Raw genomic sequence first — 24,552 nt, forward strand, 5'->3', positions numbered from 1 at the left:
TGTATCTGGTCTGGCCCATGCGGGTTTTAGATACAGTCACGCATTGAAGCGATCCTCAAACATTATGGCGAAATGATTGCGGGCCGCAAACCATTCTCGAACATTTCGGCCGCCTTTCTCAAACTTGCGGATCGCCAAGTAGATCAGCTTCGTGGCTGCGTCCTCGGTCGGGAACGATCCTCGCGTCTTGATCGATTTGCGGATTACACGGTTCAAGCTTTCAATCATTGCCCGGCGGGCGCATGCAAAGCATGCTGCCGAGAGGGGGCGTTGGTGGTGTAGATGATCTTTCGGATGGCGGGATCAAAAGCAAAGAACGGGATCACTTCCTGCCAAGCTCTGCGCCAGGCCGGTGCGATGGAGGCATATTTCCCGGCCCATTTTTCCTCGAAGGCATCCAACTCCAAGCCAGCTTGATCGGCTGTAGGGGCGCTGTAAATCCGCCGTAGATCAGCGGCCACTTCCTTGCGATCTTTCCAGGCACAGAAGTTCAACGACTGGCGCACGAGATGGACAATGCACGTTTGCACGGCCGTGTCCGGAAAGGCTGCTGTGATAGCATCAGGGAAGCCCTTGAGACCATCTACGAACGCAATCAGGATGTCTTGCAGCCCACGGTTCTTCAGCTCTGTCATCACCGAGAGCCAAAATTTGGCGCCCTCGTTGTCAGCGATCCAAAGACCAAGAACTTCGCGCACGCCATCCCTGCTGACACCAAGGGCCACGTAGACGGCTTTGTTCTTGACCATGCGGCTATCGGCGTCGCGGATCTTGACTCGTAGAGCGTCAAAAATGACGATGTGATACATCCGGTCCAGCGCCCGGGATTGCCACTCCCGAACCTCATCCAACACCGCATCGGTCACACGGCTGATCAAGTCTGGCGAGACTTGCAGGCCATAGACGTCCTCAAGATGAGCACGGATATCGCGGACCGTCAGACCGCCGGCGTAAAGCCCGATAATCTTGTCATCCATCCCATCAATGCGGGTCTGTCCCTTCTTCACCAGTTCAGGTTCGAAGCTACCGTCCCGGTCCCATGGCACAGCTATAGGCAGTTCGCCATCTTGCCGCTTCAATCTCTTGGCGGATGACCCGTTGCGACGGTTGGTCTGATCAGGCGGGGCATCCTTGCCGTCTTCATAGCCCAGATGTGCCGTCAGCTCAGCACCGAGCATTCGTTCCATCAGCTTAATCTTGAGCTCTTTCATTAGACCGGCATCGCCAAGCAGGTCTTCAGGCCGCTCGCAGCCCTTCAGTAGTTCGTCCAGCAGTTCCTCGGATATGGTCATCGTCCTTGCTCCTCTCAGGAAGAATGGACCAGATCGCAATTACACAGAAGATCGGACGCTCTCGCATGCCTTACGGGCATTCCCGATCTTCTCGGCGTGCTGGAGCGCTCTAAGCTTGCTCTAGTTCTTCGTTCGTCATGAAAACTTCCTACACCCCAAATTGGGTAATTTACAGAAAGTGTCCCGAGAGTCCGTACATATCTACACTTCGACATCGAGCGCGCGAAACTTCCCAGACACAACAAGGTGGTCAAAGCGATCAACTACATGTTTGAGAAGCATGGCCGATGGCAGGCCTTCGCGGCATTCCTCGATGACGGGCGTATCTGCCTGACGAATAATGCGGCCGAACGCGCCTTACGTGGCGTGGCATTGGGCACAAAGTCGTGGCTCTTTGTAGATTCCGAGCGCGGCGGTTAACGGGCTGCCGCCATGTATACCCTTATCGTCACCGCCAAAATGAACGACATCGACCTGCAGGCCTGGCTCGCCGATGTTCTCGCCCGGCTGCCCGACTTGCCCGTCTCGCGCATGCATGAACTTATGCCTTGGCACTGGAAAGCTCACTTCCTTCCACAAGCAACGTAACCAGGCAGCTGAACACAATGCATTCCGTCAAGACTATCGACCGCGTCGCTGTCGAACTGGGCGAAACCGTTAATCAGAGCCTCGATCTCGCCATCTGTATGAAAACCGAAGATGGTATAATCCGGGTCTTCCGCCCCGACGACGATAGTGTCATCGCCTTCGCTCCGTTTAGGATCGAAAACCTGCAGGAGCTCATCGAAATGAACCGTGATCCCGAGCGACAACCTCGTTGTGGCCTACGCCGGATCCTTACGGATTACCGCAGCAACATAAAACTTCAGGCACTCTCCCTTTTTTTGGTAGCGCGGACTTTTGAGTTCGGACCTGACTTCTAAAAATAGCTTTCGCGCCATCCGCAATTTTAACCAGATTTCTTTTCAACGTTTTTAAGATTTCCCGACCACTTGCGTTTTGAGGCCGATTTTTCTGGGCAAGCAATGTAAACGTAACACGCTCGCTCTGATCGCGCCTCTTAACAAGGGGTTAAATATGAGCAGATCAAAAAGTAACAAAGTAAGGCATGTAACACTTCGTGTTACACAAGATGAACGTGAAGAACTGACCAAGAGAGCAGCGGGACGATCGCTTTCTGATTATATTCGGGGGCGGGTATTGAGCAAGCAAACGCGTGCACCGTTGCAGCTTTTAGAGAGAGAAACCATCAGACAGCTGAGCAAAATCAGCGATTTGATTGCGGACTATTCACCACACGTCGAGACACATCCCACACTGAAGAGAAGGGAAATTATAGACTTTCTGGGGAACGTGGAAAACGAGTTACACACCGTCCGGTTTTCCATCCTTAGAAGCGGCTCAGACCATGGCAATTGCTAAGATATCACGTCCACGTCGGGCAGGATCAACGGTTCGCTATCTCGTCAGTCCCCGTGACCATGCGGGAAGGCCGCGAGAGTCCGTGTCCGTTGTTGCCAGCACGATTGGAAGAGCGCCCGACACCGCAGTCAAGTTTCTCAATCACGTTGCCAAACTGCGTCCTCGTCTGAACAGACATCTATATCACGTGTCTATTTCGGCGTCCCAAACCGACCGTGAACTGTCGCGGAAGAACTGGGCGGGAATAGGTCGATCTTGGTGTGCTGGAATGGGTATCGAGAATTATATGATTGTACTTCACGATGCCCACATCCATATCCTTGGTTCCCGGATCCGCTTAGATGGTACAGCAGCATCAGACAGAAACGACTACCGCCGCAGTGAACTTCTGCTTCGCAAAATTGAAGCTGAGTTTGACTTAGAGTCAACGCCATCATCGCATGTTGTGGATGAAGCCCGCCGGTCTTCACATCGGCGTGCTCGTTCGATGAAGGAATTACACGCTGTCGAAAAATCCGGGACTTGTCACAAGGATTTCATACGCGCAGCGATTGATGAAGCGATGGCCGGTGTACCCGATGAGACGCGTATGAGAGCGGCTCTGGACGAGGCTGGCATCGACATGACGATTGACCAGACAGCAGACGGTGCCCCCTACGTTCTATTCGGTTTCCACGGCCGTCAATACGGGCCGCGTAGTTTGGGGCAGGGCTACAGCCTCACCAATCTAGTGCAAAAAGGCTTGCGACTCAGCGGCCCCCAGAACGCTACCGCTCGTCAAATACCGGTACCACCATGGGCTCTTGACGTCGCAGCGGAAGCCGACCAACCACGGGGTTCTCAGACCCATGATGAAGCCGTTCGGCGCTTAAGAGGTGTCGGTCACGAAGCTCATGAGGTCATCACACGCTTTCGAAGTGCTAAACTGACAAAAAATGGGCCGCCTGATCCTGATCGCCACGACACCGGGCAGCTACGAGATGATGAACCACCCGATGTTACCTAGCCTGAGCTTACTGCTCAATTTGCCAGAAAAACCCGCCAGCTAATTATTCATCGCATTTCAAGCCTTTACTGTCGGACCCAGCAGGGATTTAATTTCATATTTTTGCGTTATCATATTTTTATTTCATATTTTCCTTATCATCGATCCAGTCTCGTATCATTCGGCGGATCATTTCGGGTCGTGTCGGTAAATCGTTTTCTTCTTTCCGAAAGCCGTCTATTTTTTTTATTATATCGCTATGGAGCCTGAGCATTATCCCAGATGAATCGACAGGAGGGCGCCCTTTTTTAACCATTTTGCAATAGTTCCCTTAATAATAGGTTGACATATTGATATAATGGTATCATAATAATGCAAGCGAGACAAGGGGTGCAACCCTTATCCCGCTCTAACACAACGATCTATGAAGGAGATCATTATGCTTAACGACTATTTTAACGACCCAATTGACCAAGCGACAGGCCAAAATTTCGGGGTCTCGCCACAATCTCTTATGTTCGAACGTCTCGTCAGCAATATGCAGTCGACGCTCGATGAAGAAGTTTTCTTTGACGATACTGACTGGCCGGATGGGTTTGCCTGGGGCAGCGAGACTGACGCCGTGTGGGAAGGCTTGGCGGAAGACGCCAAATTGCTGGCTACGTTCCGCACTCGCAAGCCGGCGGACAAACTACTGTGTCGGGCCGCGGGCGTGATCCATCGTGCTATTCGTTCCAAATCCCCGCTCGAGTTGGAAGCGGCACAGGTTAAACTCGCGCAGATTATGCAATCCGCAGCTCCAGCTCGTGTGTATTTTATGCTGGAAGAAGCGGAGCTCTCTCTAGAGCAGATGGCCGAGCGCGCAGAGGCCGATGAGCCTGGAAGCGATCTCGGCTTCACGCCCGACGCATAAGTCTCGAACCTTTCCATAATTTTTGCCCGTGTCCAGCGCCGCAGAGGCGGCTGGCGGGGCGACCTATTGCTATTCAAGGATATTAAAATGACACATCAACCGACCTTGGTCGGGCTCGAAGAGGTGTTTAACCGCCCTTCGACCACCCTTCACCAAGACCTTCTTCAGTTTCCCGAAATTGACACGGAAACTCGTCGATACCACGGCAAACAGTTTGGGCGCGCAGGCGAATTGCTCGTTGAAAGCGTATTCTTAAGTTTAGGACTACAAAGCGTAGGAGTCGCAGAGCATTCACCTTTCGATTGCGTTGTATTCCTTGAGCAGGGCGTTCTGCGTGTTCAAGTCAAAACTGTAACGCGTCCACGCGGCGGATGTTTTAACTTCAACGTTTCCCGTGGGTACCACCGATCACCAGCCGGAGTTCGCAGATATTCAGACAATGACTTTGATCTGTTGGCACTCGTCTGCTTGTCAGAAAACGTCGTGAAGTTCACCACGGACCGACGTCGATCACAGTCTATCGGTGTTGAAGAAATAGCGGCTCTAAGACGTCGACCGGGCGCAAGTTTCGAGGCTGCACTGGCTGATCTAGGCGTTGACCAGATGCCCCCAGCGCCCGTCGGCCTGATGCCGTTTTGTTATTGAGCGGGGTGAATAGTATGACCGAACTCCTACAAAAACCCCCACTGTTTCCGACCGCATTTTCTGCCGATCTGGCGCGAACTACCGTCGCTGCGCTACGCGAGAGCGCACTTGCTGAGTGGAGATCGAATGCCGAGCGCTTTTACGATTATGACGATCGTGAAGCAGACGGCGAAGCATCTATCGACTTGTTGAAACCGCCCGTTCGCCGGGTTTTTGAACACGATGTGCGGCGCAGACCGGACGGTATTGAAGGGGCACCCGCTGCGGAAACACTGACACCCAGTGAAATCGAGCAGTGTTTTGCTGATGGTGATGACCCGTTTGCCTGCACTGACTTAGAGATCTCACCTTTATGGCAGATACAACCACGTCCGGTAGCTGTTCTCGCCATCATTTTAATGTGCGCTACGATTAAGGATCAACATGCGCTTGAGCAGGTTTTCCGCCCGGGGGGACTTACTCTGATGCTCTTCCCATCAGCTCAGATGCGGTCTCAGCTTGAAAGCGTTTCTGCAGAGGTGCTGGCGCATTGGCAAGAAAAACAACCCTGTCCGACAGGTCAGAACGTTGCTTGTCATATCTATGCGAACACTTCTGATCTTGCAGCGAGCGAGCAAAAGCGCTCGATCCCTAAGTTCAGACAAGCGATCGACAAAAGTCTGACGCGCCGCGCGCCCGTTCTAGCGGTTTGTGGTGCGAAACGTCAGTTATCTGCGGAACAGGAAAGCCTCCTCTATCAGAGCTTTCGCTGGCCTGGTCTATCTGCGAAGGCAATAATTGAGACGATGCGATTAACTCATAGTAATACGGGCCAGCTTGCAGAAGACGAGCTACTGAAGCGACTGCCAGGTTCTGACGCGCTTCGCCGCTTAGAGCCGCTTCAAGTTGCTGCCGCGTTCGAAGAAACGACGACACTACGTGTCGCTGACCGTATTTCACAGATTGTGGCGGTTCAGAACAGTGGGCCGCGCATTACTCTGAGCGATGCGGAAGGATGTGGCGGCGCTATGCCACCGCTGAAACGGATGCTCGAAGATCTGAATGCGTGGCGAGAGGGCAGGGCGGCTTGGTCGGATTTGACCAGAAGCGCCATATTCTATGGCCCACCGGGGACAGGAAAGACGATGCTAGCGAACGCCTTCGCCGGAAGCGCAGGGATTCCTTTGATCACTACGTCGTATTCTGACTGCCAAAGACATGGCCACCAAGGTGACATGCTTGCAGCCCTCGCGACGGCATTCGAGCGCGCAGCGCAACAAGCGCCTGCGGTTTTGTTTATCGATGAAATCGACAGCTTTTCCGATCGCTCCTCAAAAAGGCTAAATGACGGCTATCTGCGGGGTGTGGTCAACGGTCTGCTTGAACAGATTAATCAGGCGGCGTACGTCGAAGGTCTTATTCTGCTGGCCGCCACCAATCATTTAGACATCGTCGACCCTGCAGTTCTTCGCAGCGGGCGGTTTGATCTAAAAGTGGAGATTCCGTTACCTGACCGTTCTGGGCTCGAGGGAATTCTCGCGCGCAAATTGGGATCCGCAAACAATCCGGCTCTGAATCTGAGCGCTATTGCAGAGCGCATTCTTGGGGAGTCTGGTGCCACCGCAGAAGCGCTTATCCGCGATGCGCTCAGCAGAGCGCGAACAGATCATGTACCCTTGGCGCAAAAACATCTGGAAGCGGCGACCGATCAAATTGCGCCGGCACTGGACACAGCGCTGTTGCACCGTGTTGCGATCCACGAAGCAGGACATCTTCTATCAGCTCTGTTGTCACCCTTACCCACCCCTTTGGGTGTTTGGGTGACGGCAAGGGGAGGGAGGGTCGAGCCAGCGCCTCTTGCCACAATGACGTCTCGACTAGCAAAGGCAAAACTCAGAATGTGCCTCGCCGGCCGCGCGGCTGAAAGGTTGGTCTTGGGTGGGGTAAGCAATGGCGCGGGCGTGGGCCCCGCAAGCGACCTCGCGCAAGCAACGGTTCTTGCCGCTCAGATGGAACTCAATTGGTCGTTCGGCGAGTCCGGCTTGGCCTGGCAGGATGTAAGCCAATTGGATTTTCAAAAGCTACCAGGCAAGACGCAGCAGCGGATTGAGGCACATTTGCAAGAAGCAGAAACGGCAGTACGGGCCTTGCTCAATGATAACATAGATATGCTTAAAAACATCGCGGCTGAACTCGTGCAAAAGAAAGAGCTGACCCGGATGGATCTTCTAAGCCTTTCAAAACGCCTGTCTTCTGAAGCGCCGAACGATGCAGACGAGATGCCCTCGGCACACCTCATCGCCAGCTCCTGAGCGCTTTCGACACCTTGATATTGGCAGGGACCCAGAGGGTCCCTGCCAATCACCTGACGCCGCGATTACTGTTGCTTCGACAGTATTTTCGGAAAGCCTGTAGGGTCGTGCCGAATAGGGTGCTTCCAGGCCAAGGTTCTGCGGAGGCATGCGTGTATCCATCATGCCATCAACCCATCAGTCGGAGTTTCATCCCAGACGCAGAAGTTACGTGTCGCGTGCCGGATCATATTTTCATGCGCAGAGGATCGTACGACGACCTCCATGAACTCACGTTGATTGTCATAGCAATAGTCGCGCTCTGCGTGGATGAGCCGCCAGCCGTCGTGTACCCGACGCATGACGACATAGGTCGTGATACTTCGACCCATCGGCGAATGGGCTACCGATTTTCCAGCTGGACGAAAGCGCACTTCAGCCCCAGCTCTGTTTTTGACCGTAATGCCGCGGTCCTCCATTATGCCTTCAAACTCGTGGGCCAGGTCAATGAGCATTTCGGCGCATATAGTGTATGCTTGCGCTCTTCCGTTCACCAAAGCGAGCACCGAGATCAATCCTGACAGAATTGATTGTTCGAGCTGGGCCTTCTCAAGCTCCTTAGTCCTCAACTCAGCATTAAGACCCGCTAGTTTCTCAGACTGCCAGTTTTCCAGCCAGCGGCTGGATTGTTCCGCCCTTTTAATATCCATTGTGATCGATTTTATTTGGAGGCCTAATTTTATGATTTTGTTGTTTATTTTAGAGCTTGTAATAATTGTCGAATTTTTCATATGCCTTTTCTCCATTAATAGCATTAACTTGTAATCCCAGAATTTATATTGTATATCTCTGGCCTTCTCAAAAATGATATACACGAATATGTTTAAAACATGATGAAAGTATTTAGTAATATATGCAGTGATTGATATATTATATGTAATTCCCTTAAAGTCAGCTTGGGAGATACGTCAACCGGCAAAAGGAGATGCTGTCTGTAAATGGATTTGGTCTCCATTAAAGCGCGAGCTAGCCGTTAGCTTGAAGAGAGATGACGCAGATTGGCGGGTGGACTGGTACCGATGGTGCTATGAACCGACCTGGATTTCTAAATGCGCGACATCGTCTCGGGTGCGCCTTCGGCTTTGTATTGTACCGAACGGTTTTGCGATATTGTGCGGGTGGGGGGGGATTGTGGCGACACGTCTGACGCTCACTCTGAGCCACACCATGCGTCTGTTTGATGAAAAGCCTATAAGCATAGCAGTCAACGGATTAAGGCGACGGCAGCGGAGCGGCCGCTGAGTGCATGATTACCAGCTGTATTCAGCCGCAAACGTGCAAACATGCACTGGGATCTAAGGCATCCTAGATTTGGAGATGCTTTGTCTGGCATTTGTTGGCTTGAGACAGACGAACGTGAAAAATGCACTCGGACGTAGATACCCCAGCACTTGTAATAAATGCTGGGGTATTGTCAAATTTAATCAGAAAGCTCGTGTTCAAGGCAACATCTCGCCTTTCGAATCTTAACACCTGGTAGAAGTAGTTTGCGAATAGATTCTTCGCTTTCTCCCTTCTCCAGCCTCTTAATAGCTAGTGCAATGCGGCGAACATACGTTACGCAATCAGCACCTTGGAGCTCCGCACAGTGGGCTGCCGTGCGTGCCGCGGTCATTTGTGAATACGGATAGGCCCTGGATGGGGCGCGACACATTTCGACGGCATCCGTGCGCTCCGCAGCGTAAAACCTACCGGCGTTATCCCAAGTGCCAGGGGGGTTAGACCTACGTGTTTTACGGAGATGGAATTCCATCGCGGCGTCGATCTCTTGGGAGGAATATGCCAGACCTAAGGCTGTTGTATTAATTAACTTTTGTATAGTATCGTTCATGAAATTCTCATATATTAATATAAATTTAGTAATTCGATTTTATTTTCGAATTACTTAAATTGTTATAGTACTAAAAGGTTTCATAAAAATTTACGTTTTGCGGGTACTGGCCTCGACGCAGCTTGTGGACTTCGGGAAAGGTCATGATGGACTGGAGGCAATCTTGTCATCTCTGCTGCACAATCGCCTGCCGGGTAATCGACGAAACCACCGCCCCGGTGCTGGATCCGGGGCGCGGTAAAACCAAAACTGGCTATCTCTGGGCACTGGCCCACGATGACCGAACATGGGGCGGTGAAGATCCGCCCGGTGTGGTTTACTTCTATGCCCCCGGGCGGGCGGGCGCGAATGCCGAAACCTACCTGACAGGCTTCGACGGTATCCTGCAGATCCAGGGCTATAACCGGCTGACCAAACCCACGCGCAAGGGCGGTGCCCCAATTCGGGTGGCCCATTGCCGGGCGCATGCGCGCCGCAAACTGAAGGAAGTCTTTGACCGCGATGGCTCACAAATCGCCGCCGAAGGCCTGCGCCGCATTGCCGAGATCTATGCCGTCGAAGCCGATATCCGTGGCATCTCCCCCGGCCAACGTCTGTCGGCCCGCCAGACCCGCATTGCTCCACTGATCGCGGCCTTCGGCGATTGGCTCCAGGATGGACGCCTCAAGATCTCCGCCAAGTCTCGGCTGGGTGAAAAGCTGAACTACATCCATAATCACTGGGACGGGCTGCAGGCGTTCCCGGCCGATGGGCGTGTCGAGATCGATAACAACCGCGTCGAAAACCTGATCCGCCCCATCACCTCCAGTCGGAAAAACGGCCTTTTCGCTGGACATGATGAGGGTGGTATCGTCTGGGGCCGCATCGCCTCACTGATCCAGACCTGCAACATCAACGGCGTCGAGCTTTCGACTTTCTCAAGACAACCCTCACAACGATAGCCAATGGTCACCCACTAAGCGACATCGACGACCTGTTTCCATGAAACTGCAAGACGTCAAGCTGACCCGACAGTGGCCTCTAGGGATCGCTTATATGCGTCCCATCATATCTCTAAAATCAAAAAACCCGGCCCCATCAGGGGCCGGGCTTCTTCCGCCTATTCGGCGGTCGACATAGTGAGTTAAGCCGCCTATTCGGCGGGAAACTTGGCTGCCTATTCGGCCGCCTTACCTCGATAACCATACACACAACTAGATAAAGCATGATTAACGAATGGTCTTTTAGGTGTCGGTACCTGATATTTAGACGTCTAAGCACCATATATGTCCAGCCAGTAGTCCATAAGAAACTCTACCGCAGTCGCCATCGCGAAACCCCCGCCGAATATCCGTCAGAAACGGAATCGCAGCTCAGGCGAAAATTGGGAAGGTACTGTCCAGACAACGCTTATGGGTCTTCAGCCGCAGTCTGCAAGTATTTTTAGCTTCGTCTGAGTGGTTCACCTTGTATGTAATGGGGCGGTATCGATCTTAGAAAGCGTGAGTAATTAGCTAATGTAGTAGGAGGGGCTGGCTGCATTCGCCCATGGTGCCTGCGTTCAGTTTTCGCACTATGGGCTTAGTTCATGAACTTTCGTGTGAAATTTACCAACCGCTCAGCCTGAAAAGCCACTGATTTTTTGCCGGTATCGCTCAGCGCCCCTGGCGTGCATGAGTAACCATAAGGGTTTCCGCCATCTTCGAACTTAATCGGGTCGGCGTAACCGGGTGGTACGATGATCGCGCCCCAATGCATTGCAGTTGTATATATCGACTGAATTGTCATTTCCTGGCCCCCTTGGGGGTTCTGAGCCGATGTAGTCGCGGTGATAGCCTTGTTCGCCAGAGCGCCATTTTGCCACAGTGGGCCGAGTGTATCCACGAAGGCGCGGAATTGACTAGCTGAAACGCCGAAACGAGTTGGCACTGAGATGAAGTATCCGTCTGGCCATTCCATGTCATCCGGTGTCGCTACCGGTATGTCTTTCATCCTCTCCAGCTGTTCGCGCCAAGCGTCTTGACTGTTCACCGCCTCGTCAGGAGCAGTTTCCTTGCAGCGGCGCAGCCTGACATCGGCACCGGCGGCCTTGGCAGCGTGAGCAGCCTCAACAGCGATACCGTGATTGGTCCCATACGCTGAATAAAATAGAACTGTGATCTTCGGCTTCATGAAATCCCTTTCCCGTCTACTCTGCTGGAAACTGTTGTCCCCGCATAATGGTTCCGAATGCCGCAAGGTTTCAGAGATCAGTGCCAGACCACATGTCGGGACATAGAAAATAGTGCACGGCGTGTTTGAACTCACGCTAAGTTGCAGTTCTTGATATCTCGTTCTACCCCAACCGGTTCCGGATTTTCATCAGCTTGCTTTCAAAGAACTCAGCGGGCGCCGGGTAGCCAAGGCACATGCGCGGCGTATTGTTGAGGCGGAGGCAAATCGACTTCAAATATCGATTTGTCAGCGCCGTCGTCGCGGTTGATGTCGACACATGGTATCACTGGACGCTCTACTCAGCATTCGGTGTTCAGCTGTTTGCGTAGCCAATTTGCCTCTTCGGCGACGATACCATGTCCGGTGTTGGGCAAGATTAGCGTCTCAACCTCTGCCCCCATATCGCGCAAGACATTGGCGCTCTCACGCACCCGCGCCAGTGGGATATGTGGGTCTCGCTCATGGCAGCCGATTAGCACTGGTACATCCGTAAGTCGGCCCGCGTAGTCGAAGGTCTTGCCGGTGCGGTCATAGAGATCGGCGCGCGGGGCCCCGCCCGCCTCTCCGGTTCCGACCAGCCCGCCGGAGAGCGCGGCCACCGCGCGGAACGGACGCGCCAGCCGCGCTGCCGCTTCGAGCGCCAGACAGGCCCCCTGCGAGAAGCCAATCAACGCTACGCGCGCTGGATCGAAGCCTTGATCAGACAGGTCATCGAGGAGGAAGGAGATGATGCTCAACCCGCTGCCGAATTCCGGCTCATTGGCCTCCAGCGGCGCCAGAAAACTATCCGGCCACCAAGACTGCTCGGCCGCCTGAGGTGCAAGCACGGCGACATCCGGCAGCGCGAGGTGGTGGGCCAGTCCGACCATATCCTCCGGAGCGCCGCCCCGACCATGGATTATCACCAAAGCCAGCCGCGCACGCTCAAGCGGGGCACCGGCGGTGACCAGCCGTTGCCTAGCGTGCGGACCGGTACCGCGGGTCGCAGTCGCCATACCGCTCATTTCGGCACTTGGATATGCGGCAGAACCTGCTCGATACGGTCGCGGTGAGCTTCATATTTCTTGGGAAGTTTCAGCTCCTCGCCCAGGTGGGCCGGATCTTCGTCCACCGCAAATCCTGGTGGATCGGTGGCGATCTCGAAGAGCACACCGCCAGGCGTACGGAAGTAGATCGCGTCGAAATACTGCCTGTCGATAACCGGAGTGATCTGCTGGCCCGCGGTCGAGAGGCGCGCACGCCATGCCAGTTGCTCGTCCTGATTCCGCGCGCGGAAGGCGACATGATGGATTGTCCCGGCACCGGAGCGTCCGATGGAACGGGCGTCCGAGGTCATCAGGTCCACGGCTGAGCCGCGTTCGGGGTCGGTCGAGCGGTAGCGGATGCGAGCTTCCACCCCGTCGGTGCCGCCGGTTGTGCTGGCCTCCTCGGCTTCGCGGACATATCCCATCGCTTCGAGCACCTCGGCGGTGGCGACGACTTCTTCAAGCCAGAGCGTCACACTGTGAAACCCCTCGTCCCGAGCGCCGCCCTCGATCAGTTCGACGCGCAGCCCGTCCGGGTCCTTCAAGGCAATGGCACGCTCGCCGAAACGATCAAAAGGTCCTTCGAAGTCGATGGCGGCTTCGGCCAGTTCACCCATGCGCCGTTCCAGATCGGGGACCGCATACGCCACTGCCGACGCCATACCGGGCCCTGCACGGCCCGGACCGGCATCCACGAAGGGAAAGAAGGTCATGATCGATCCGGGTGCCGCGTCCTTGTCACCGTAGTACAGGTGATAGGTGCCGGGATCGTCGAAGTTCACGGTGCGTTTGACCAGCCGCTGCCCGAGGGTGCGCACCCAGAAATCGAGGTTATCCTGCGGCGGGCCAGAGATCGCAGTAACATGGTGCAGTCCGGGGATGGCTTGGGAAATACCTTGGGACATAGTGCTCTCCTTAGGATGCCAGCAGCGCGAAGCACGTCCGGCGTATTGTTTCGGTTGGTTGGGAGCTTATGTAAGGCGATAGTTACCAAGTGAAAGTAGTTACCAAATGGAAACCACCCAGAAAAAGGTGCCCGGCCCCAAGGACCGGTATCCAGTTGACATCTCCTGCGCGGCGGACACGCTGCTGCGCAAGCTTTGGGGACAATGGAAAACCCATGTGATCTACGTATTGGGCGATCACCGGACCTGCCGCTTCGGTATGTTGCGACGCCAGATCACCGGCATCTCTCCCAAGGTGCTGACCACCCGCCTGCGCGAATTAGAAGCAGACGGGCTGGTTTGGCGCGAACAAGAGAATACCATTCCGCCCAAGGTGACCTATGGGCTGACTGAGACAGGCCTTGCCGTGCATGCGGTGCTGAAGAATATTGAAAAGATTGAGCTCTAATCACGCTTGAAAAAAACGGAGGTAAAACGGATGAACCAGTATATTATTAGCTACGTGCGTCGCACCAACTTTTAAGTTGGCAGTTATTGGTGCTTTCGGCCCATTCCTGCCGTTCACCGACTAGTCAAAATGCTGCGGTCGCTGCCCGGTTTGCGGTCATTTTCTGCAATCGAAAAATCTCGGAGGCGACGAACTGGTGTCGTGCGGACAAATCTGGCGTTCAGCATTTTTGATTTGAAAGGCTATTCTCTGCCCATGGTGTCGATCAACACGAACGTCCCTCAAACTACCAGCATGGCCAAGACTGAAGCCGCACCGCAGCTTTCTACATGCGGTGTTATGAGGAGAGCCGCATCCGTCACACTGCTGACGCCTTGGATCTTCTGGCGATCTCACGGAGTGCTTATCCAAAACCAAGCGAGAGCAGCCAATATGTCTCGGCTGCTCTCGTTTATAGGGGGGCGTATGCGGCAAGCGCCACAAAATGGATCAGGCGCGGATCAACCCCATTCCATCTCGCCGGTCAGAACCTTGCTGCCGACATCCAATGCAACGGTCATCCCCAGAACGGGATAGCGGGCTGTCATTGCAGCGTGAAGCTCTTCCGAATTTTCCGCGGTAGCCAGCTCTTCCTCAATGGCCAGGAGATAATCTTTTGTAAATTCCACCGCAGCGAGACCCATCGGCGCGTCCGGCGTCATGTGACCGGGGACGACAACCTGCGGGTTACGGGCGATGATGGCGTCAAGGTTGGCGATCCATGCGGCGCGCTGTTCTTTGGTGGGGGTGTCGGCGGTCCAGACGTGGGTGCCGGAAAAGACCATAACGCCGCCGAACACGGCTTGCAGGTCTTCAACCCAAAGATAGCGACGGTTCTCCAGCCCATTGGCGGGAACGATCTCGATGGCGTGGCCATCCACTGTCAACGTCGTGCTGTCGTCGGCGTCTGGAATGATCACCTCGGCCACAGTCGCAGGGCCGTTTTCGCCAAGTTGTGGTCCCCAGGTTTCGACCTTCTTGGCCACATTGGCGTTGATGGCCGCGACTGTCTCGCTGGCTGCGATGACGCGGGCCTCGGGGAAGGCTTCGACGATCGGGCGCAAGCTGAAATAGAAGTCAGGGTCGCTTTGGCTGATGTAGATGGTTGTCAGCGTTTTGCCTGTCGCCTGGATCTCTTCAGCCAAGGCGCGGCCATCGGGCAGGGTGAACCCACCGTCGATCAGGACGGCTTCGGTGTCGCCTTGGATCAAAACGGGCGCACGGTAGAAACCGTTTTCGCCTGCGACGAAGTGTGTCCATGTCAGGCCATTCGTGTCTGCAAAAGACACGCTGGGGGATATCAGGGCGGCGGCACCGGCTGCGGTGGACAGTTTCAGAAGGTCTCTGCGGTTCATGGTGTTTCCTTTCTCTATGGTGGGGTTACGCACGCCCGAGCGCTGCGAGGATTGCGTCGGGTCCGGCGTAAAGTTTGCTGGCATCCAGTGCGAACTGGGTGCCGTCGACATCGGCGATCAGGGCGGGAACGCCTTGCAGGTGGTGGGATGACATCAGATCCCGTGCCACCGCGCCGCGTTTGCGCACAAGCTCGGTGAGGGCGGCATCGGGGGACAGAACGCGCGCGGCGGCGTCTGTCAGGCCGAGGTCGGTCAGAATGTCTGCGACAACCGCCGCAGAGGTGATATCCTTGCCGTCGACATATCGTGCCCTCTGGATGGCCGAAAGGGCTTCGATCACGCGGTCGGGGGCGCTATCCGCCACAGCAGTAACGGCGAGCGTCGCGATGGTGGAATCCAAAGACGCATCGTCGGCCCCCAAAACATCGCGGCGGTAGGCCTCACTGAAGGTCTGTCCGCTCAGCGCGGCAATGCGTTGGTCATTTTCCCACGCCTGCGGGGCAAAGCTTTTCATAGGCCGCGCGCCTGCGCCGGAAAACAAGCCGGTCGCCTGTGGTTGGACGTCGACGGCGGGGTGGGCGGCGAGCGTGGCGATGGTCGCAGACGTGCCGTAGCACCAGCCGCACAGCGGATCGAACAGGTAATGTAGTTTTACGTTTTGAGTCATGATCTGTCTCCTTAGCTATGGAGATAGGGCCACCCACTATCTGTGATAAGACGTGTTATTTTGACAGATCGTATGCTAAAAGCTAACAGTGGGAATATGGTCAAATCTCATAATCTCAACCGGTTGGCGTATTTTGCCGCTGTCATCGAAACCGGCTCTTTTACCAAGGCCGCAGACCGCCTTGGGGTCACGAAGGCTGTCGTCAGCAGTCAGGTGACGCAGTTGGAGCAGGAGCTGAAGACAGCGCTTCTGGTACGCAACACGCGCAAGGTCAGCAGCACCGATGCGGGGCGGCTGTTCTACCTGCGCTGCACTTCGATCCTGAACGAAGCGGAAGAGGCGTTTAATGAGGTGTCGCAACTTTCGGAGCACCCCGTCGGCACATTACGTCTGACCGCTCCGAATGATTACGGGACGACAGTTGTGGCCCCGCTGGTCGCAGCGTTTCGCCGGCAGTACCCTGGTTGCCAGGTGGAGCTCTATCTGGGAGATGAGATTTCCGATCTTATGGAGGGAGAGCTTGATCTGGCCATTCGGGTCGGCTGGCTGCGCGATTCCACTTTGCTGGCGCGCAAACTTGGGGGGTTCCAACAGCTTCTCGTAGGGTCGGGCAAGGCTTCCGACCTATTCAAGGACGTGGGGCACCCGAACGATCTTGCTCACGTGCCATTTATTGCGAATAGGGCCTTATCCGAACCGCTGCACTGGCGGTTCCAAAACGCCGCCGGCGAAACGGCCCCCGTCACCGTGCAAAGCAATTTAACAATCGACAGCGCGCCCGCGATCCTGGCCGCCGTAGAGAATGGCGCAGGCTTGGCGATCCTGCCTGACTATCTGGTGCGTGATCGTCTGACCTCAGGGACGTTGACGCAGGTTTTGCCTGCGTGGCATCTTCCCGAAGGGGGGATATTCTTGGTGCTCCCGGCAGCAAAGTTCCGCGCCGCAAAAGTAACTGTCTTCACAAAAATGCTGCGGCAAGCGGAAAAGTTAAGAGAAAATGGTTAGGTGTCATAGCCCGCGCCCAAGAAGTTTTGCTCCGCACAATTGCTAAATATCCCTGAATGCCCGTTATCATTCTTGGGGAGCCAATTGGGCAAATGCAGCTAACGGCAGATCTCCGCCCTCCCTATCGGATGTGGAAGGCAGTCGCTCACGTACCATATCGGTATTTCATCTCCAGATCGGTACGCTCCGGTGCAGCGGAGTTCTTATGAAGGCCACGTTGAGTGAAAATTACGGAAACTGGCATGTCTAACCACCCTAAGATTTTTGTTATAAGGACGTGTCCGATGACTATTCTATAGATGTGCTGAGACCGCCTACCCAGATTAACACATTCGCGTCTACATTCGGTGGTGCTCCAGTACCAAATCACTCGTTCAAAGCAAGTAGCAGCAACTCGCTTCAAGATAAGCGAGCTGCAGGGATTAAGTTTAGTCAGTAGACTATGCAAGAAAATGGGTAGCGTAGTCGCTTACCAAAAGCCGCGCTGGCTCTGCATCCTCTTTAATCTGGGAAAAGCGTGTAATGGGTTCATGAAATATATTGTCGGTTTCGTCGTCGTTTACCGTGCTGACCTCGCCGATTAGCACGTCCGCCCTTTCGCCCCAGAAGGCATGCCAATCTCCGGGGCGCAGCGTGATGCTCTCGCCCGGTTCAAGCCGTAGCTTATCGCCCGCTTTGAACGGGACCGAGAGACCGTCGCACATGACGGTCCCGCCGCGTTTGGGATCTAGTTGCCCTTCGGCGTCGGAGCCGAACAGCTCCACCACCAGGGTGCCGCCACCCCGATTGATGATGTCTTCGGCTTTGACGACGTGGGTGTGCATCGGCGACAATTGATCTTGACGCGAAACAAGAAGTTTCTCGGCATAGCACATGCCCCGACCGGCGTTCAGATCGCTCAGACGTCCGTTGCGAAGGGTAAATAGAACCAGCCCCATATCGTCAAAACGCCCCGCGCCATAGTCGGTTACATCCCAACCACAGCGTGCGTCGATCAGATGTGCGGCGCTGTTTCGTCGCTTGATGAACTCGGACGGGCTCCACTGTGCGAAGGGCGGCAGAATGAAGCCATGCCGTTCGAACATTTCGCCTGCGGCTTCAAGAAGCGCGTTGATTTCAGAGCGTTTCATTTCGGCTTTGTCCTTTCGGTCAGACCTGCTGGGTTGTACTGAAAAATTGGCTATAGATCGGGTCACAGGCGGCACCAAGCGCGCGCGCCTCGCCCCCGATAACACCCTCTGCGACTTCAGGCATCAGCAATCCGCGACTATCTTCGTCCGGCAGTTTTTGACGTACAGCCGCAACCAAACGGCTGCGCACATCTTCGGGCAGCGCGCCGTCGATGATCACCGCCTCAAAGTCGATCACTGCACAGGCGGACATGCACGCCTGTGCGATTGCATAGGCCGCGCCGTCTATCCAGTCAGTGACCTCTGCATCAAAGCCTGACCAATCCTGCGGTTGCTTCCAAAGATCCCGATAGCCCCTCCCGCTCTGCGCCAAGGCGCTTTCCAGAACATGGACGGAGGCGACATCAAGTAACTGCTGGGTCCGGCCTGCGCGGTCACCAACTCGAAGGGGGCCAAATGCACCAGCGTTGCCGCGGCTGCCTTCGTATACCGCCTGATTAAGAACTATACCGCCGCCGATAAACGTGGAGACAAAGAAATAGGCATAATCGCTAAACTCCCGCCCGCGGCCATATACCTGTTCGGCCCAACATGCGCTTGTGGCGTCGTTCATCATAAAGACAGGAAGATCGGTGAACCGCGCAATTTCGCGCTCGAACGAGAGATCTTTCCACGAAAGGAATTCACCCGGTGTGTTCCCGTCGGACGCCCCCCATTTCCAAATTTCAAACGGCGCCGCGATGCCGAAACCGCAAAGCCGTTCTGTCCCCTTCGGACCAATCTCCACGAGCGCTTCTGCATAGCTTTCCGCGAGGAAGGTAAAGACCGTCTGCGGTATGGCGATGTCGTACATCAGGTTGCGCTTGAACAATGTCGTGCCGCAAAAATCCATGACGATAAGGTCGCAGCTACGACGCCCCAGCTTGCACCCGACAGAAAGAGCGCCAAGGGGGTTCAGCGCGATTGGGACCGAAGGTTTTCCAACCTTTCCCCGCACGGGCTTGCATTGACGGGTCAGGCCGTCGCTTTTCAGCTTGCGCAAAATGACCGAGATTGTCTGCGCTGAAAGACCGGTTTGCCGTGCTAAGTCGCTACCCGGTGTCGGCCCATTGCGCTGCAGAAGGGAGAGGATTGCCCGTTCGTTCGGATTGCGTAGCCGGTTCTGATCCGCGCGATGTATCGCGTCTATGCTGGTAATCGGATTCATTAAATATGCTCAAGCCATAGCGGTTTCATAAATTTAATTTCAGGCGAACTGATTAATAAGTCAACTTGATTTATTTATTGACAGGACACCCCTTTCGAATATTTTTGACGACACGGGAACGCACCGAATCGTGCCGTTATCAAAAAATTCTGGGAGGAATTGTCATGAAGAAATTAATCGCCGGGACCGCGTTGGGCTTGATCGCAATGGCAGGAACAGCATCGGCTGATGCACATTCCGTGTCGGCCTGCTTGATCACAAAGACCGATACCAACCCCTTCTTCGTAAAGATGCGCGAAGGCGCGCAGGCCAAGGCGGAAGAGCTTGGCATGCAGATCAACACCTATGCTGGCAAGATCGACGGTGATCACGAGACACAGGTGTCCGCGATCGAAACCTGCATCGCCAATGGTGCGAAAGGTATCCTTCTGACGCCGTCCGACACCTCTTCTATCGTGCCAGCCGTTCAGCAGGCGCGCGATGCGGGTATCCTCGTGATCGCGCTTGATACGCCTCTTGATCCAATCGACGCCGCCGATATGACCTTTGCGACAGACAACTTTCTGGCGGGCGAATTGATTGGCCAGTGGGCCGCCGCCGCGTTGGGTGACGACGCTGAAAATGCGAAAATCGCCATGCTTGATCTGGCCGTGAGCCAGCCGACTGTCGGCGTTCTGCGCGATCAGGGCTTCTTGCAGGGCTTTGGTATTGATCTGGGCGATCCCAGCAAATGGGGTGACGAAACCGACCCCCGTATCGTTGGTAACGACGTAACTGCCGGCAACGAAGAAGGGGGCCGCAAAGCGATGGAGAACCTTCTCGCGCAGGACCAAGACATCAACGTCGTCTACACGATCAACGAGCCAGCCGCCGCCGGTGCCTATGAGGCGCTTAAGGATATTGGCCGCGAGAACGACGTACTGATCGTTTCTGTTGATGGCGGCTGTCCCGGCGTTCAAAACGTCGAAGAGGGCGTGATCGGGGCGACTTCGCAGCAATACCCGTTGTTGATGGCGTCCAAGGGGATCGAGGCGATCGCCGCATTTGCCAAGGACGGGACGAAGCCACAAGCCACCGAAGGCAAGGACTTCTTTGACACCGGTGTTGCCCTGGTTACCGACAAGCCGGTTGACGGCGTCGATAGCATCAGCGTGGCCGAAGGCAAGGACCTGTGCTGGGGCTAACCCCTTAACGAGTAACGAGCAAATGCCGGGCGATGACAATCGCCCGGCCCCCGTCTCGCGCGCGAGGCTAACGATCACAGTCGAACGAATTGGAGCGACAAATGTCCACCGGTGATAATTATGAGGCCGCAGCCTCGAAGAGCGCGACGGATGTCGCACGTTTCGATCGCACCTCTGACGGATTTGTCAAAAAGATGCACCACGCCTTGCATGTTACGCCAGCGCTTGTGCCGCTGATCGTGCTCCTTGCGTCCATCGCTGTCTTCGGTTTGTTACTGGGGTCCCGCTTCTTCTCTCCCTTCGCGTTGACGCTGATCTTGCAGCAGGTGCAGATCGTCGGGATCGTTGCTGCCGCCCAAAGCCTTGTTATCCTAACGGCAGGCATCGATTTGAGCGTTGGCGCGATTGCTGTCATCTCCTCCGTTGTGATGGGGCAATTCACATTCCGCTATGGTCTGCCCGCCGAAGTCGCCGTGGCCTGCGGTCTTATCTTCGGAACGCTGATCGGCACTATTAACGGTTGGCTTGTGGCCGTGATGAAACTGCCCCCCTTTATCGTGACACTTGGGATGTGGCAGATCGTGCTGGCCGCCAACTTCCTATACTCCGCCAACGAGACAATCCGCAGTCAGGTCATTGCGGCCGAAGCCCCACTCCTTCAACTTCTCGGCGTGAAATTCAATCTGGGTGGTGCGATCTTTACCCTAGGTGTGGTCTTTCTTTTGGTCTTGGTTCTTGTACTGGCATACGTGCTTAAGCACACCGCTTGGGGGCGGCATGTTTACGCTGTCGGTGATGATCCCGATGCCGCCGAATTGTCCGGCGTTAACGTAAAGAAAACCATCATCTCTGTTTATGCCATAGCAGGCCTGATTTGCGCCTTCGCTGGATGGGCCTTGATCGGCCGCATCGGGTCGGTTTCCCCTACGTCCGGCCAGTTACTGAATATCGAAAGCATCACGGCGGTCGTGATCGGTGGAATTTCACTCTTCGGCGGCCGGGGCTCTATCTTAGGAACGTTCTTCGGAGCCTTGATCGTCGGCGTCTTTACTCTGGGGCTGCGGCTGGCGGGCGCGGACGCTCAATGGACATATCTCCTGATCGGCGTGCTGATCATCGCCGCCGTCGCAGTGGACCAATGGATTAGAAAGGTAGCAGCCTAATGGAACCTATGTTGAAAGCCCGTGGTCTGGTGAAACGCTACGGCAAGGTTACTGCCCTAGATCACTGCGACTTCGATCTCATGCCGGGCGAGATCCTTGCCATCATCGGCGACAATGGTGCCGGCAAAAGCTCGTTGATCAAGGCAATCTCGGGCGCTGTTATCCCCGACGCAGGAACCGTAACGCTAGACGGTAAGGAAATTCACTTCCGGTCCCCCATAGATGCGCGCAACGCAGGCATCGAGACGGTGTACCAGACGCTTGCCATGTCCCCCGCACTTTCTATCGCAGATAATATGTTTATGGGACGCGAGTTGCGCAAACCCGGCTTTCGCGGCTCTGTGCTGCGCCAGCTTGACCGTAAACGCATGGAAGAAGTTGCCCGAGAAAAACTTTCCGAGCTTGGGCTGATGACGATCCAGAATATTAATCAGGCGGTAGAAACACTTTCGGGCGGGCAGCGACAGGGCGTCGCTGTGGCACGGGCGGCTGCGTTCGGCTCTAAGGTTATCATTCTTGACGAACCGACTGCTGCGCTTGGCGTAAAAGAAAGCCGCAAGGTCCTTGAACTTATCCTCGAGGTAAAGAGCCGCGGTATTCCCATCATCTTGATCAGCCATAACATGCCTCATGTGTTCGAGGTTGCCGATCGCATCCACGTACACCGTCTTGGCAAGCGCCTGTGTCTGATCAACCCCAAGGAGCATTCCATGTCCGACGCGGTGGCCTATATGACCGGTGCCGCCGTGCCAGACGCCGCATAGAGCACGACTGTGAATACCGAGCTACTCGCCAAAATTGAGGCTACATCTTTCTCTGGAAAACGACGACTGGTTGCCTTGGTCGGCGCACCGGCCAGCGGCAAGTCCACCTTGGCCACAGCCCTGGCCGAAGGGAACGACACCATTCAAGTCGTACCGATGGACGGTTTTCACCTCAGCAACGAGATCCTGTCCGAACGCGGTCTGCTCGGTCGCAAGGGCGCGCCAAATACGTTTGACAGTGCGGGGTTTGTCCATCTCGTGAAACGGCTTAAAACCGAGGATGACGTAGTGTTCCCTTTGTTTGACCGAACGCGCGATCTTTCTATTGCAGGGGCGGGCGTACTGCGCCCCGAGACCACGACGATCATCGTAGAGGGCAACTATCTAATTCTGGACCAGCCCCACTGGCGGGATCTCGCACCATTGTGGGATCTATCGGTACAGATCGACGTACCGCTTGATGTATTGCGGCAGCGGCTGCTGCAACGCTGGGCCGATCACGGCTGCGAACCGGCGAAGGCGGCTGAAAAAACAGACAGCAACGATCTGCCAAACGCCACTTTGGTGCTTGAAAACAGTCTGCCGTGTGACGTCGTCCTTTCCGACAATCAGATTCTACGCGCATCGCAGCCGGCTCAGCCCCCCATCTCCAAGGTATAGTTGTTCAATGATTTTATGCTGCGGCGAAGCTTTGATCGATATGATCCCCGCCCCGACCTTGGCAGGGCCCGAGGGTTTTGTTCCGCATGTCGGCGGTGCCATATTCAACACTGCAATCGCCCTAGGGCGGCTCGGTATTCCCACCGGTATGTTGACAGGTCTATCAACGGATATGTTCGGTATACAGTTGGCGGCGGCCCTCAAAGCCAGCCACGTCGATACCTCCCGTGCCGTGGTGTCAAACCGCCCGACTACGCTCGCATTTGTCCAGCTAAACGGCGGCCAAGCGACCTATAACTTTGTCGACGAAGGCTCCGCCGGACGTATGTTGACCCCCGTTGATATGCCCACACTGACCACTGACGTCTCGGCCTTATATCTCGGCGGGATCAGCCTAGCCTGTGAACCAAGCGCGGACGCGTATATCGCGCTACTCAAGGCCGAGGGCGCGCACCGCCCCGTCATGATTGATCCCAATATCCGACCGGGTTTGGTCGATAATATTCCGGCATACAGATCGCGCCTTAAAGGTGCTATAGGGCTCGCAGATCTCGTCAAAGTGTCTGACGAAGATTTGGAGTGGTTAGTTCCGGGGCCGTCGTCCCTCAAAAGCAAGGCAACCGCGCTGCTTGAACTGGGCCCCGACGCAGTAATCCTGACCCGCGGAGCAGAGGGCGCGACCGGCTATCTGAAGTCAGGCGCAGAGGTACAAATACCCGCTGTCCGCGCGAAAGTCATTGATACCGTAGGTGCAGGCGATACTTTCAACGCTGGCATTCTTGCACACCTGTTTGACGCCGGAAAGCTGACCAAGATAACGGTATCAGGCATCACGACAGAAACCCTGCAAAGCGCCATCGAATACGGCGCAAAAGTCGCCGCAATCACAGTAACCCGCGCGGGAGCAAATCCACCTTGGCGTAGTGAAGTTGACTGAGCGTGGCGTTTGGGATTTTTTGCGACAGCTGATCTAGACGAAAGCGATCCTTATGAAAGAGCGTTAGTTTCTGGGATCATTTTACAACCAGGGCTCAGCGTTTGCTAAAATGGATCAATTGCCACCGCTGGCAAAACTGCGCTATCGGTTGTGGCGGCCCCGTTCCCACCACGTTGAAATGGAGCTTTGCATCTACAGCGAGGGTCTCCTCTCCGCCCTTCCTATTGAAAGACGAGAACGGCCCTAACCGGCCTTTGACTAAGGCTCCATTCGCCGCGATGCAGCTTTCACTTTGCTGACATTCATGCGCAGTGCAGCATTTTATCTGCTGGAACGTCGGTCTGCGGACGAAGCCGACTTTCAGCGTCACCAAACTTGACCTGTCTATAGCTTTACACCTTAGGAGGGTCTCGAAGGTCGAGAATCGGTGTGAACGGACAAGGAAGCGGACA

Annotated in this window: 22 protein-coding genes and 3 pseudogenes; 15 read left to right on the top strand and 10 right to left on the bottom strand. The window is 55.2% G+C overall.

Annotation, left to right across the window (positions count from 1 at the left end; genetic code table 11):
* Positions 1 to 36 precede the first annotated feature (36 nt).
* Positions 37 to 1,292, bottom strand: a pseudogene (locus ABM428_RS15745) (IS256 family transposase).
* A 216-nt stretch (positions 1,293 to 1,508) separates the two neighbouring features.
* On the opposite strand from ABM428_RS15745, the pseudogene ABM428_RS15750 reads away from it, so the two are divergent.
* The 7 genes and pseudogenes from ABM428_RS15750 to ABM428_RS15780 all read left to right on the top strand — a co-directional run.
* Positions 1,509 to 1,880, top strand: a pseudogene (locus tag ABM428_RS15750) (transposase); the annotation flags it as partial.
* 17 nt (positions 1,881 to 1,897) lie between these two features.
* Complete coding sequence (locus ABM428_RS15755; RefSeq protein ID WP_353628435.1) at positions 1,898 to 2,215, top strand: hypothetical protein; 318 nt, start codon at positions 1,898 to 1,900, stop codon at positions 2,213 to 2,215.
* Positions 2,216 to 2,369: 154 nt separating this feature from the next.
* A complete protein-coding gene (locus tag ABM428_RS15760; RefSeq protein ID WP_353628560.1) occupies positions 2,370 to 2,714 on the top strand; it encodes a hypothetical protein in 345 nt (114 codons plus the stop codon).
* Entirely contained in the window at positions 2,701 to 3,720 is a 1,020-nt protein-coding gene (locus ABM428_RS15765) for a relaxase/mobilization nuclease domain-containing protein (protein ID WP_353628436.1), read from the top strand. Before ABM428_RS15760 ends, ABM428_RS15765 begins: the two co-directional genes overlap by 14 nt.
* Before the next feature lie 418 nt (positions 3,721 to 4,138).
* Positions 4,139 to 4,612, top strand: a complete 474-nt coding sequence (locus ABM428_RS15770; protein WP_353628437.1) for a hypothetical protein — start codon at positions 4,139 to 4,141, stop codon at positions 4,610 to 4,612.
* An 87-nt stretch (positions 4,613 to 4,699) separates the two neighbouring features.
* Positions 4,700 to 5,257, top strand: a complete 558-nt coding sequence (locus tag ABM428_RS15775; protein ID WP_353628438.1) for a group I intron-associated PD-(D/E)XK endonuclease — start codon at positions 4,700 to 4,702, stop codon at positions 5,255 to 5,257.
* 14 nt (positions 5,258 to 5,271) lie between these two features.
* Positions 5,272 to 7,548 carry an AAA family ATPase gene (locus tag ABM428_RS15780; protein WP_353628439.1) on the top strand — a complete coding sequence of 759 codons (2,277 nt, stop codon included), beginning with the start codon at positions 5,272 to 5,274 and terminating at the stop codon, positions 7,546 to 7,548.
* Positions 7,549 to 7,709: 161 nt separating this feature from the next.
* On the opposite strand, the gene ABM428_RS15785 is transcribed toward ABM428_RS15780, so the two are convergent.
* On the bottom strand, positions 7,710 to 8,318 hold the full coding sequence (locus tag ABM428_RS15785; RefSeq protein ID WP_353628440.1) for a hypothetical protein: 609 nt from the start codon (positions 8,316 to 8,318) through the stop codon (positions 7,710 to 7,712).
* Between the two features lie 1,243 nt (positions 8,319 to 9,561).
* On the opposite strand from ABM428_RS15785, the gene ABM428_RS15790 reads away from it, so the two are divergent.
* On the top strand, positions 9,562 to 10,359 hold the full coding sequence (locus ABM428_RS15790; RefSeq protein ID WP_340245993.1) for an IS66 family transposase: 798 nt from the start codon (positions 9,562 to 9,564) through the stop codon (positions 10,357 to 10,359).
* A gap of 619 nt (positions 10,360 to 10,978) precedes the next feature.
* Here ABM428_RS15790 and ABM428_RS15795 read toward each other — a convergent pair.
* From ABM428_RS15795 to ABM428_RS15810, 4 genes and pseudogenes are all read right to left on the bottom strand, one after another.
* On the bottom strand, positions 10,979 to 11,569 hold the full coding sequence (locus ABM428_RS15795; RefSeq protein WP_340245995.1) for an NAD(P)H-dependent oxidoreductase: 591 nt from the start codon (positions 11,567 to 11,569) through the stop codon (positions 10,979 to 10,981).
* A 163-nt stretch (positions 11,570 to 11,732) separates the two neighbouring features.
* Positions 11,733 to 11,867: pseudogene (locus ABM428_RS15800) on the bottom strand (IS30 family transposase); the annotation flags it as partial.
* A gap of 43 nt (positions 11,868 to 11,910) precedes the next feature.
* On the bottom strand, positions 11,911 to 12,606 hold the full coding sequence (locus tag ABM428_RS15805) for a dienelactone hydrolase family protein (RefSeq protein ID WP_353628441.1): 696 nt from the start codon (positions 12,604 to 12,606) through the stop codon (positions 11,911 to 11,913).
* A gap of 5 nt (positions 12,607 to 12,611) precedes the next feature.
* Positions 12,612 to 13,541, bottom strand: a complete 930-nt coding sequence (locus ABM428_RS15810; RefSeq protein ID WP_353628442.1) for a ring-cleaving dioxygenase — start codon at positions 13,539 to 13,541, stop codon at positions 12,612 to 12,614.
* 106 nt (positions 13,542 to 13,647) lie between these two features.
* On the opposite strand from ABM428_RS15810, the gene ABM428_RS15815 reads away from it, so the two are divergent.
* The gene (locus ABM428_RS15815) at positions 13,648 to 13,989 is read left to right on the top strand and encodes a helix-turn-helix domain-containing protein (protein WP_353628443.1); all 342 of its coding nucleotides are present in this window, start codon (positions 13,648 to 13,650) and stop codon (positions 13,987 to 13,989) included.
* 500 nt (positions 13,990 to 14,489) lie between these two features.
* Here ABM428_RS15815 and ABM428_RS15820 read toward each other — a convergent pair whose 3' ends face one another.
* Together ABM428_RS15820 and ABM428_RS15825 are read right to left on the bottom strand one after the other, a co-directional pair.
* Positions 14,490 to 15,383: an MBL fold metallo-hydrolase gene (locus ABM428_RS15820; protein WP_353628444.1), complete on the bottom strand. Its 894-nt coding sequence runs from the start codon at positions 15,381 to 15,383 to the stop codon at positions 14,490 to 14,492.
* A 25-nt stretch (positions 15,384 to 15,408) separates the two neighbouring features.
* Entirely contained in the window at positions 15,409 to 16,050 is a 642-nt protein-coding gene (locus tag ABM428_RS15825) for a DsbA family protein (protein ID WP_353628445.1), read from the bottom strand.
* Positions 16,051 to 16,110: 60 nt separating this feature from the next.
* On the opposite strand from ABM428_RS15825, the gene ABM428_RS15830 reads away from it, so the two are divergent.
* Entirely contained in the window at positions 16,111 to 17,055 is a 945-nt protein-coding gene (locus ABM428_RS15830) for a LysR substrate-binding domain-containing protein (RefSeq protein ID WP_353628446.1), read from the top strand.
* A 440-nt stretch (positions 17,056 to 17,495) separates the two neighbouring features.
* Here the strand turns inward: ABM428_RS15830 and ABM428_RS15835 are convergent, their stop codons facing one another.
* Positions 17,496 to 18,185 (bottom strand): D-lyxose/D-mannose family sugar isomerase, encoded by a 690-nt coding sequence (locus ABM428_RS15835; RefSeq protein WP_037967074.1) that lies wholly within the window; start codon positions 18,183 to 18,185, stop codon positions 17,496 to 17,498.
* Between the two features lie 19 nt (positions 18,186 to 18,204).
* Positions 18,205 to 19,392 carry an ROK family transcriptional regulator gene (locus ABM428_RS15840; protein WP_051577629.1) on the bottom strand — a complete coding sequence of 396 codons (1,188 nt, stop codon included), beginning with the start codon at positions 19,390 to 19,392 and terminating at the stop codon, positions 18,205 to 18,207.
* A gap of 164 nt (positions 19,393 to 19,556) precedes the next feature.
* On the opposite strand from ABM428_RS15840, the gene ABM428_RS15845 reads away from it, so the two are divergent.
* From ABM428_RS15845 to ABM428_RS15865, 5 genes are all read left to right on the top strand, one after another.
* On the top strand, positions 19,557 to 20,576 hold the full coding sequence (locus tag ABM428_RS15845) for a sugar ABC transporter substrate-binding protein (RefSeq protein WP_353628447.1): 1,020 nt from the start codon (positions 19,557 to 19,559) through the stop codon (positions 20,574 to 20,576).
* Between the two features lie 101 nt (positions 20,577 to 20,677).
* Positions 20,678 to 21,739 carry an ABC transporter permease gene (locus tag ABM428_RS15850; RefSeq protein WP_353628448.1) on the top strand — a complete coding sequence of 354 codons (1,062 nt, stop codon included), beginning with the start codon at positions 20,678 to 20,680 and terminating at the stop codon, positions 21,737 to 21,739.
* Complete coding sequence (locus tag ABM428_RS15855) at positions 21,739 to 22,503, top strand: ATP-binding cassette domain-containing protein (protein ID WP_353628449.1); 765 nt, start codon at positions 21,739 to 21,741, stop codon at positions 22,501 to 22,503. The genes ABM428_RS15850 and ABM428_RS15855 overlap by 1 nt, the downstream gene beginning before the upstream one ends.
* Positions 22,504 to 22,512: 9 nt before the next feature.
* Positions 22,513 to 23,163, top strand: a complete 651-nt coding sequence (locus ABM428_RS15860; protein WP_353628450.1) for a phosphoribulokinase — start codon at positions 22,513 to 22,515, stop codon at positions 23,161 to 23,163.
* Positions 23,164 to 23,170: 7 nt separating this feature from the next.
* Complete coding sequence (locus ABM428_RS15865; RefSeq protein WP_353628451.1) at positions 23,171 to 24,100, top strand: carbohydrate kinase; 930 nt, start codon at positions 23,171 to 23,173, stop codon at positions 24,098 to 24,100.
* The last annotated feature ends 452 nt before the right edge of the window (positions 24,101 to 24,552 follow it).

The sequence above is a fragment of the Sulfitobacter sp. TCYB15 genome (genome assembly GCF_040435955.1).
In the GTDB taxonomy this organism is placed as follows: domain Bacteria; phylum Pseudomonadota; class Alphaproteobacteria; order Rhodobacterales; family Rhodobacteraceae; genus Sulfitobacter; species Sulfitobacter pontiacus.

Excerpts from the sequence above, each read along its gene's own strand:
- ABM428_RS15825 (WP_353628445.1), bottom strand. The coding sequence starts at position 16,050 with ATGACTCAAAACGTAAAACTACATTACCTGTTCGATCCGCTGTGCGGC.
- ABM428_RS15835 (WP_037967074.1), bottom strand. The coding sequence starts at position 18,185 with ATGAAACGCTCTGAAATCAACGCGCTTCTTGAAGCCGCAGGCGAAATG.
- ABM428_RS15760 (WP_353628560.1), top strand. The coding sequence starts at position 2,370 with ATGAGCAGATCAAAAAGTAACAAAGTAAGGCATGTAACACTTCGTGTT.
- ABM428_RS15780 (WP_353628439.1), top strand. The coding sequence starts at position 5,272 with ATGACCGAACTCCTACAAAAACCCCCACTGTTTCCGACCGCATTTTCT.
- ABM428_RS15840 (WP_051577629.1), bottom strand. The coding sequence starts at position 19,392 with ATGAATCCGATTACCAGCATAGACGCGATACATCGCGCGGATCAGAAC.
- ABM428_RS15845 (WP_353628447.1), top strand. The coding sequence starts at position 19,557 with ATGAAGAAATTAATCGCCGGGACCGCGTTGGGCTTGATCGCAATGGCA.
- ABM428_RS15865 (WP_353628451.1), top strand. The coding sequence starts at position 23,171 with ATGATTTTATGCTGCGGCGAAGCTTTGATCGATATGATCCCCGCCCCG.
- ABM428_RS15810 (WP_353628442.1), bottom strand. The coding sequence starts at position 13,541 with ATGTCCCAAGGTATTTCCCAAGCCATCCCCGGACTGCACCATGTTACT.
- ABM428_RS15850 (WP_353628448.1), top strand. The coding sequence starts at position 20,678 with ATGTCCACCGGTGATAATTATGAGGCCGCAGCCTCGAAGAGCGCGACG.
- ABM428_RS15785 (WP_353628440.1), bottom strand. The coding sequence starts at position 8,318 with ATGAAAAATTCGACAATTATTACAAGCTCTAAAATAAACAACAAAATC.
- ABM428_RS15765 (WP_353628436.1), top strand. The coding sequence starts at position 2,701 with ATGGCAATTGCTAAGATATCACGTCCACGTCGGGCAGGATCAACGGTT.
- ABM428_RS15775 (WP_353628438.1), top strand. The coding sequence starts at position 4,700 with ATGACACATCAACCGACCTTGGTCGGGCTCGAAGAGGTGTTTAACCGC.
- ABM428_RS15820 (WP_353628444.1), bottom strand. The coding sequence starts at position 15,383 with ATGAACCGCAGAGACCTTCTGAAACTGTCCACCGCAGCCGGTGCCGCC.
- ABM428_RS15795 (WP_340245995.1), bottom strand. The coding sequence starts at position 11,569 with ATGAAGCCGAAGATCACAGTTCTATTTTATTCAGCGTATGGGACCAAT.
- ABM428_RS15855 (WP_353628449.1), top strand. The coding sequence starts at position 21,739 with ATGGAACCTATGTTGAAAGCCCGTGGTCTGGTGAAACGCTACGGCAAG.
- ABM428_RS15805 (WP_353628441.1), bottom strand. The coding sequence starts at position 12,606 with ATGGCGACTGCGACCCGCGGTACCGGTCCGCACGCTAGGCAACGGCTG.
- ABM428_RS15770 (WP_353628437.1), top strand. The coding sequence starts at position 4,139 with ATGCTTAACGACTATTTTAACGACCCAATTGACCAAGCGACAGGCCAA.
- ABM428_RS15815 (WP_353628443.1), top strand. The coding sequence starts at position 13,648 with ATGGAAACCACCCAGAAAAAGGTGCCCGGCCCCAAGGACCGGTATCCA.
- ABM428_RS15755 (WP_353628435.1), top strand. The coding sequence starts at position 1,898 with ATGCATTCCGTCAAGACTATCGACCGCGTCGCTGTCGAACTGGGCGAA.
- ABM428_RS15790 (WP_340245993.1), top strand. The coding sequence starts at position 9,562 with ATGATGGACTGGAGGCAATCTTGTCATCTCTGCTGCACAATCGCCTGC.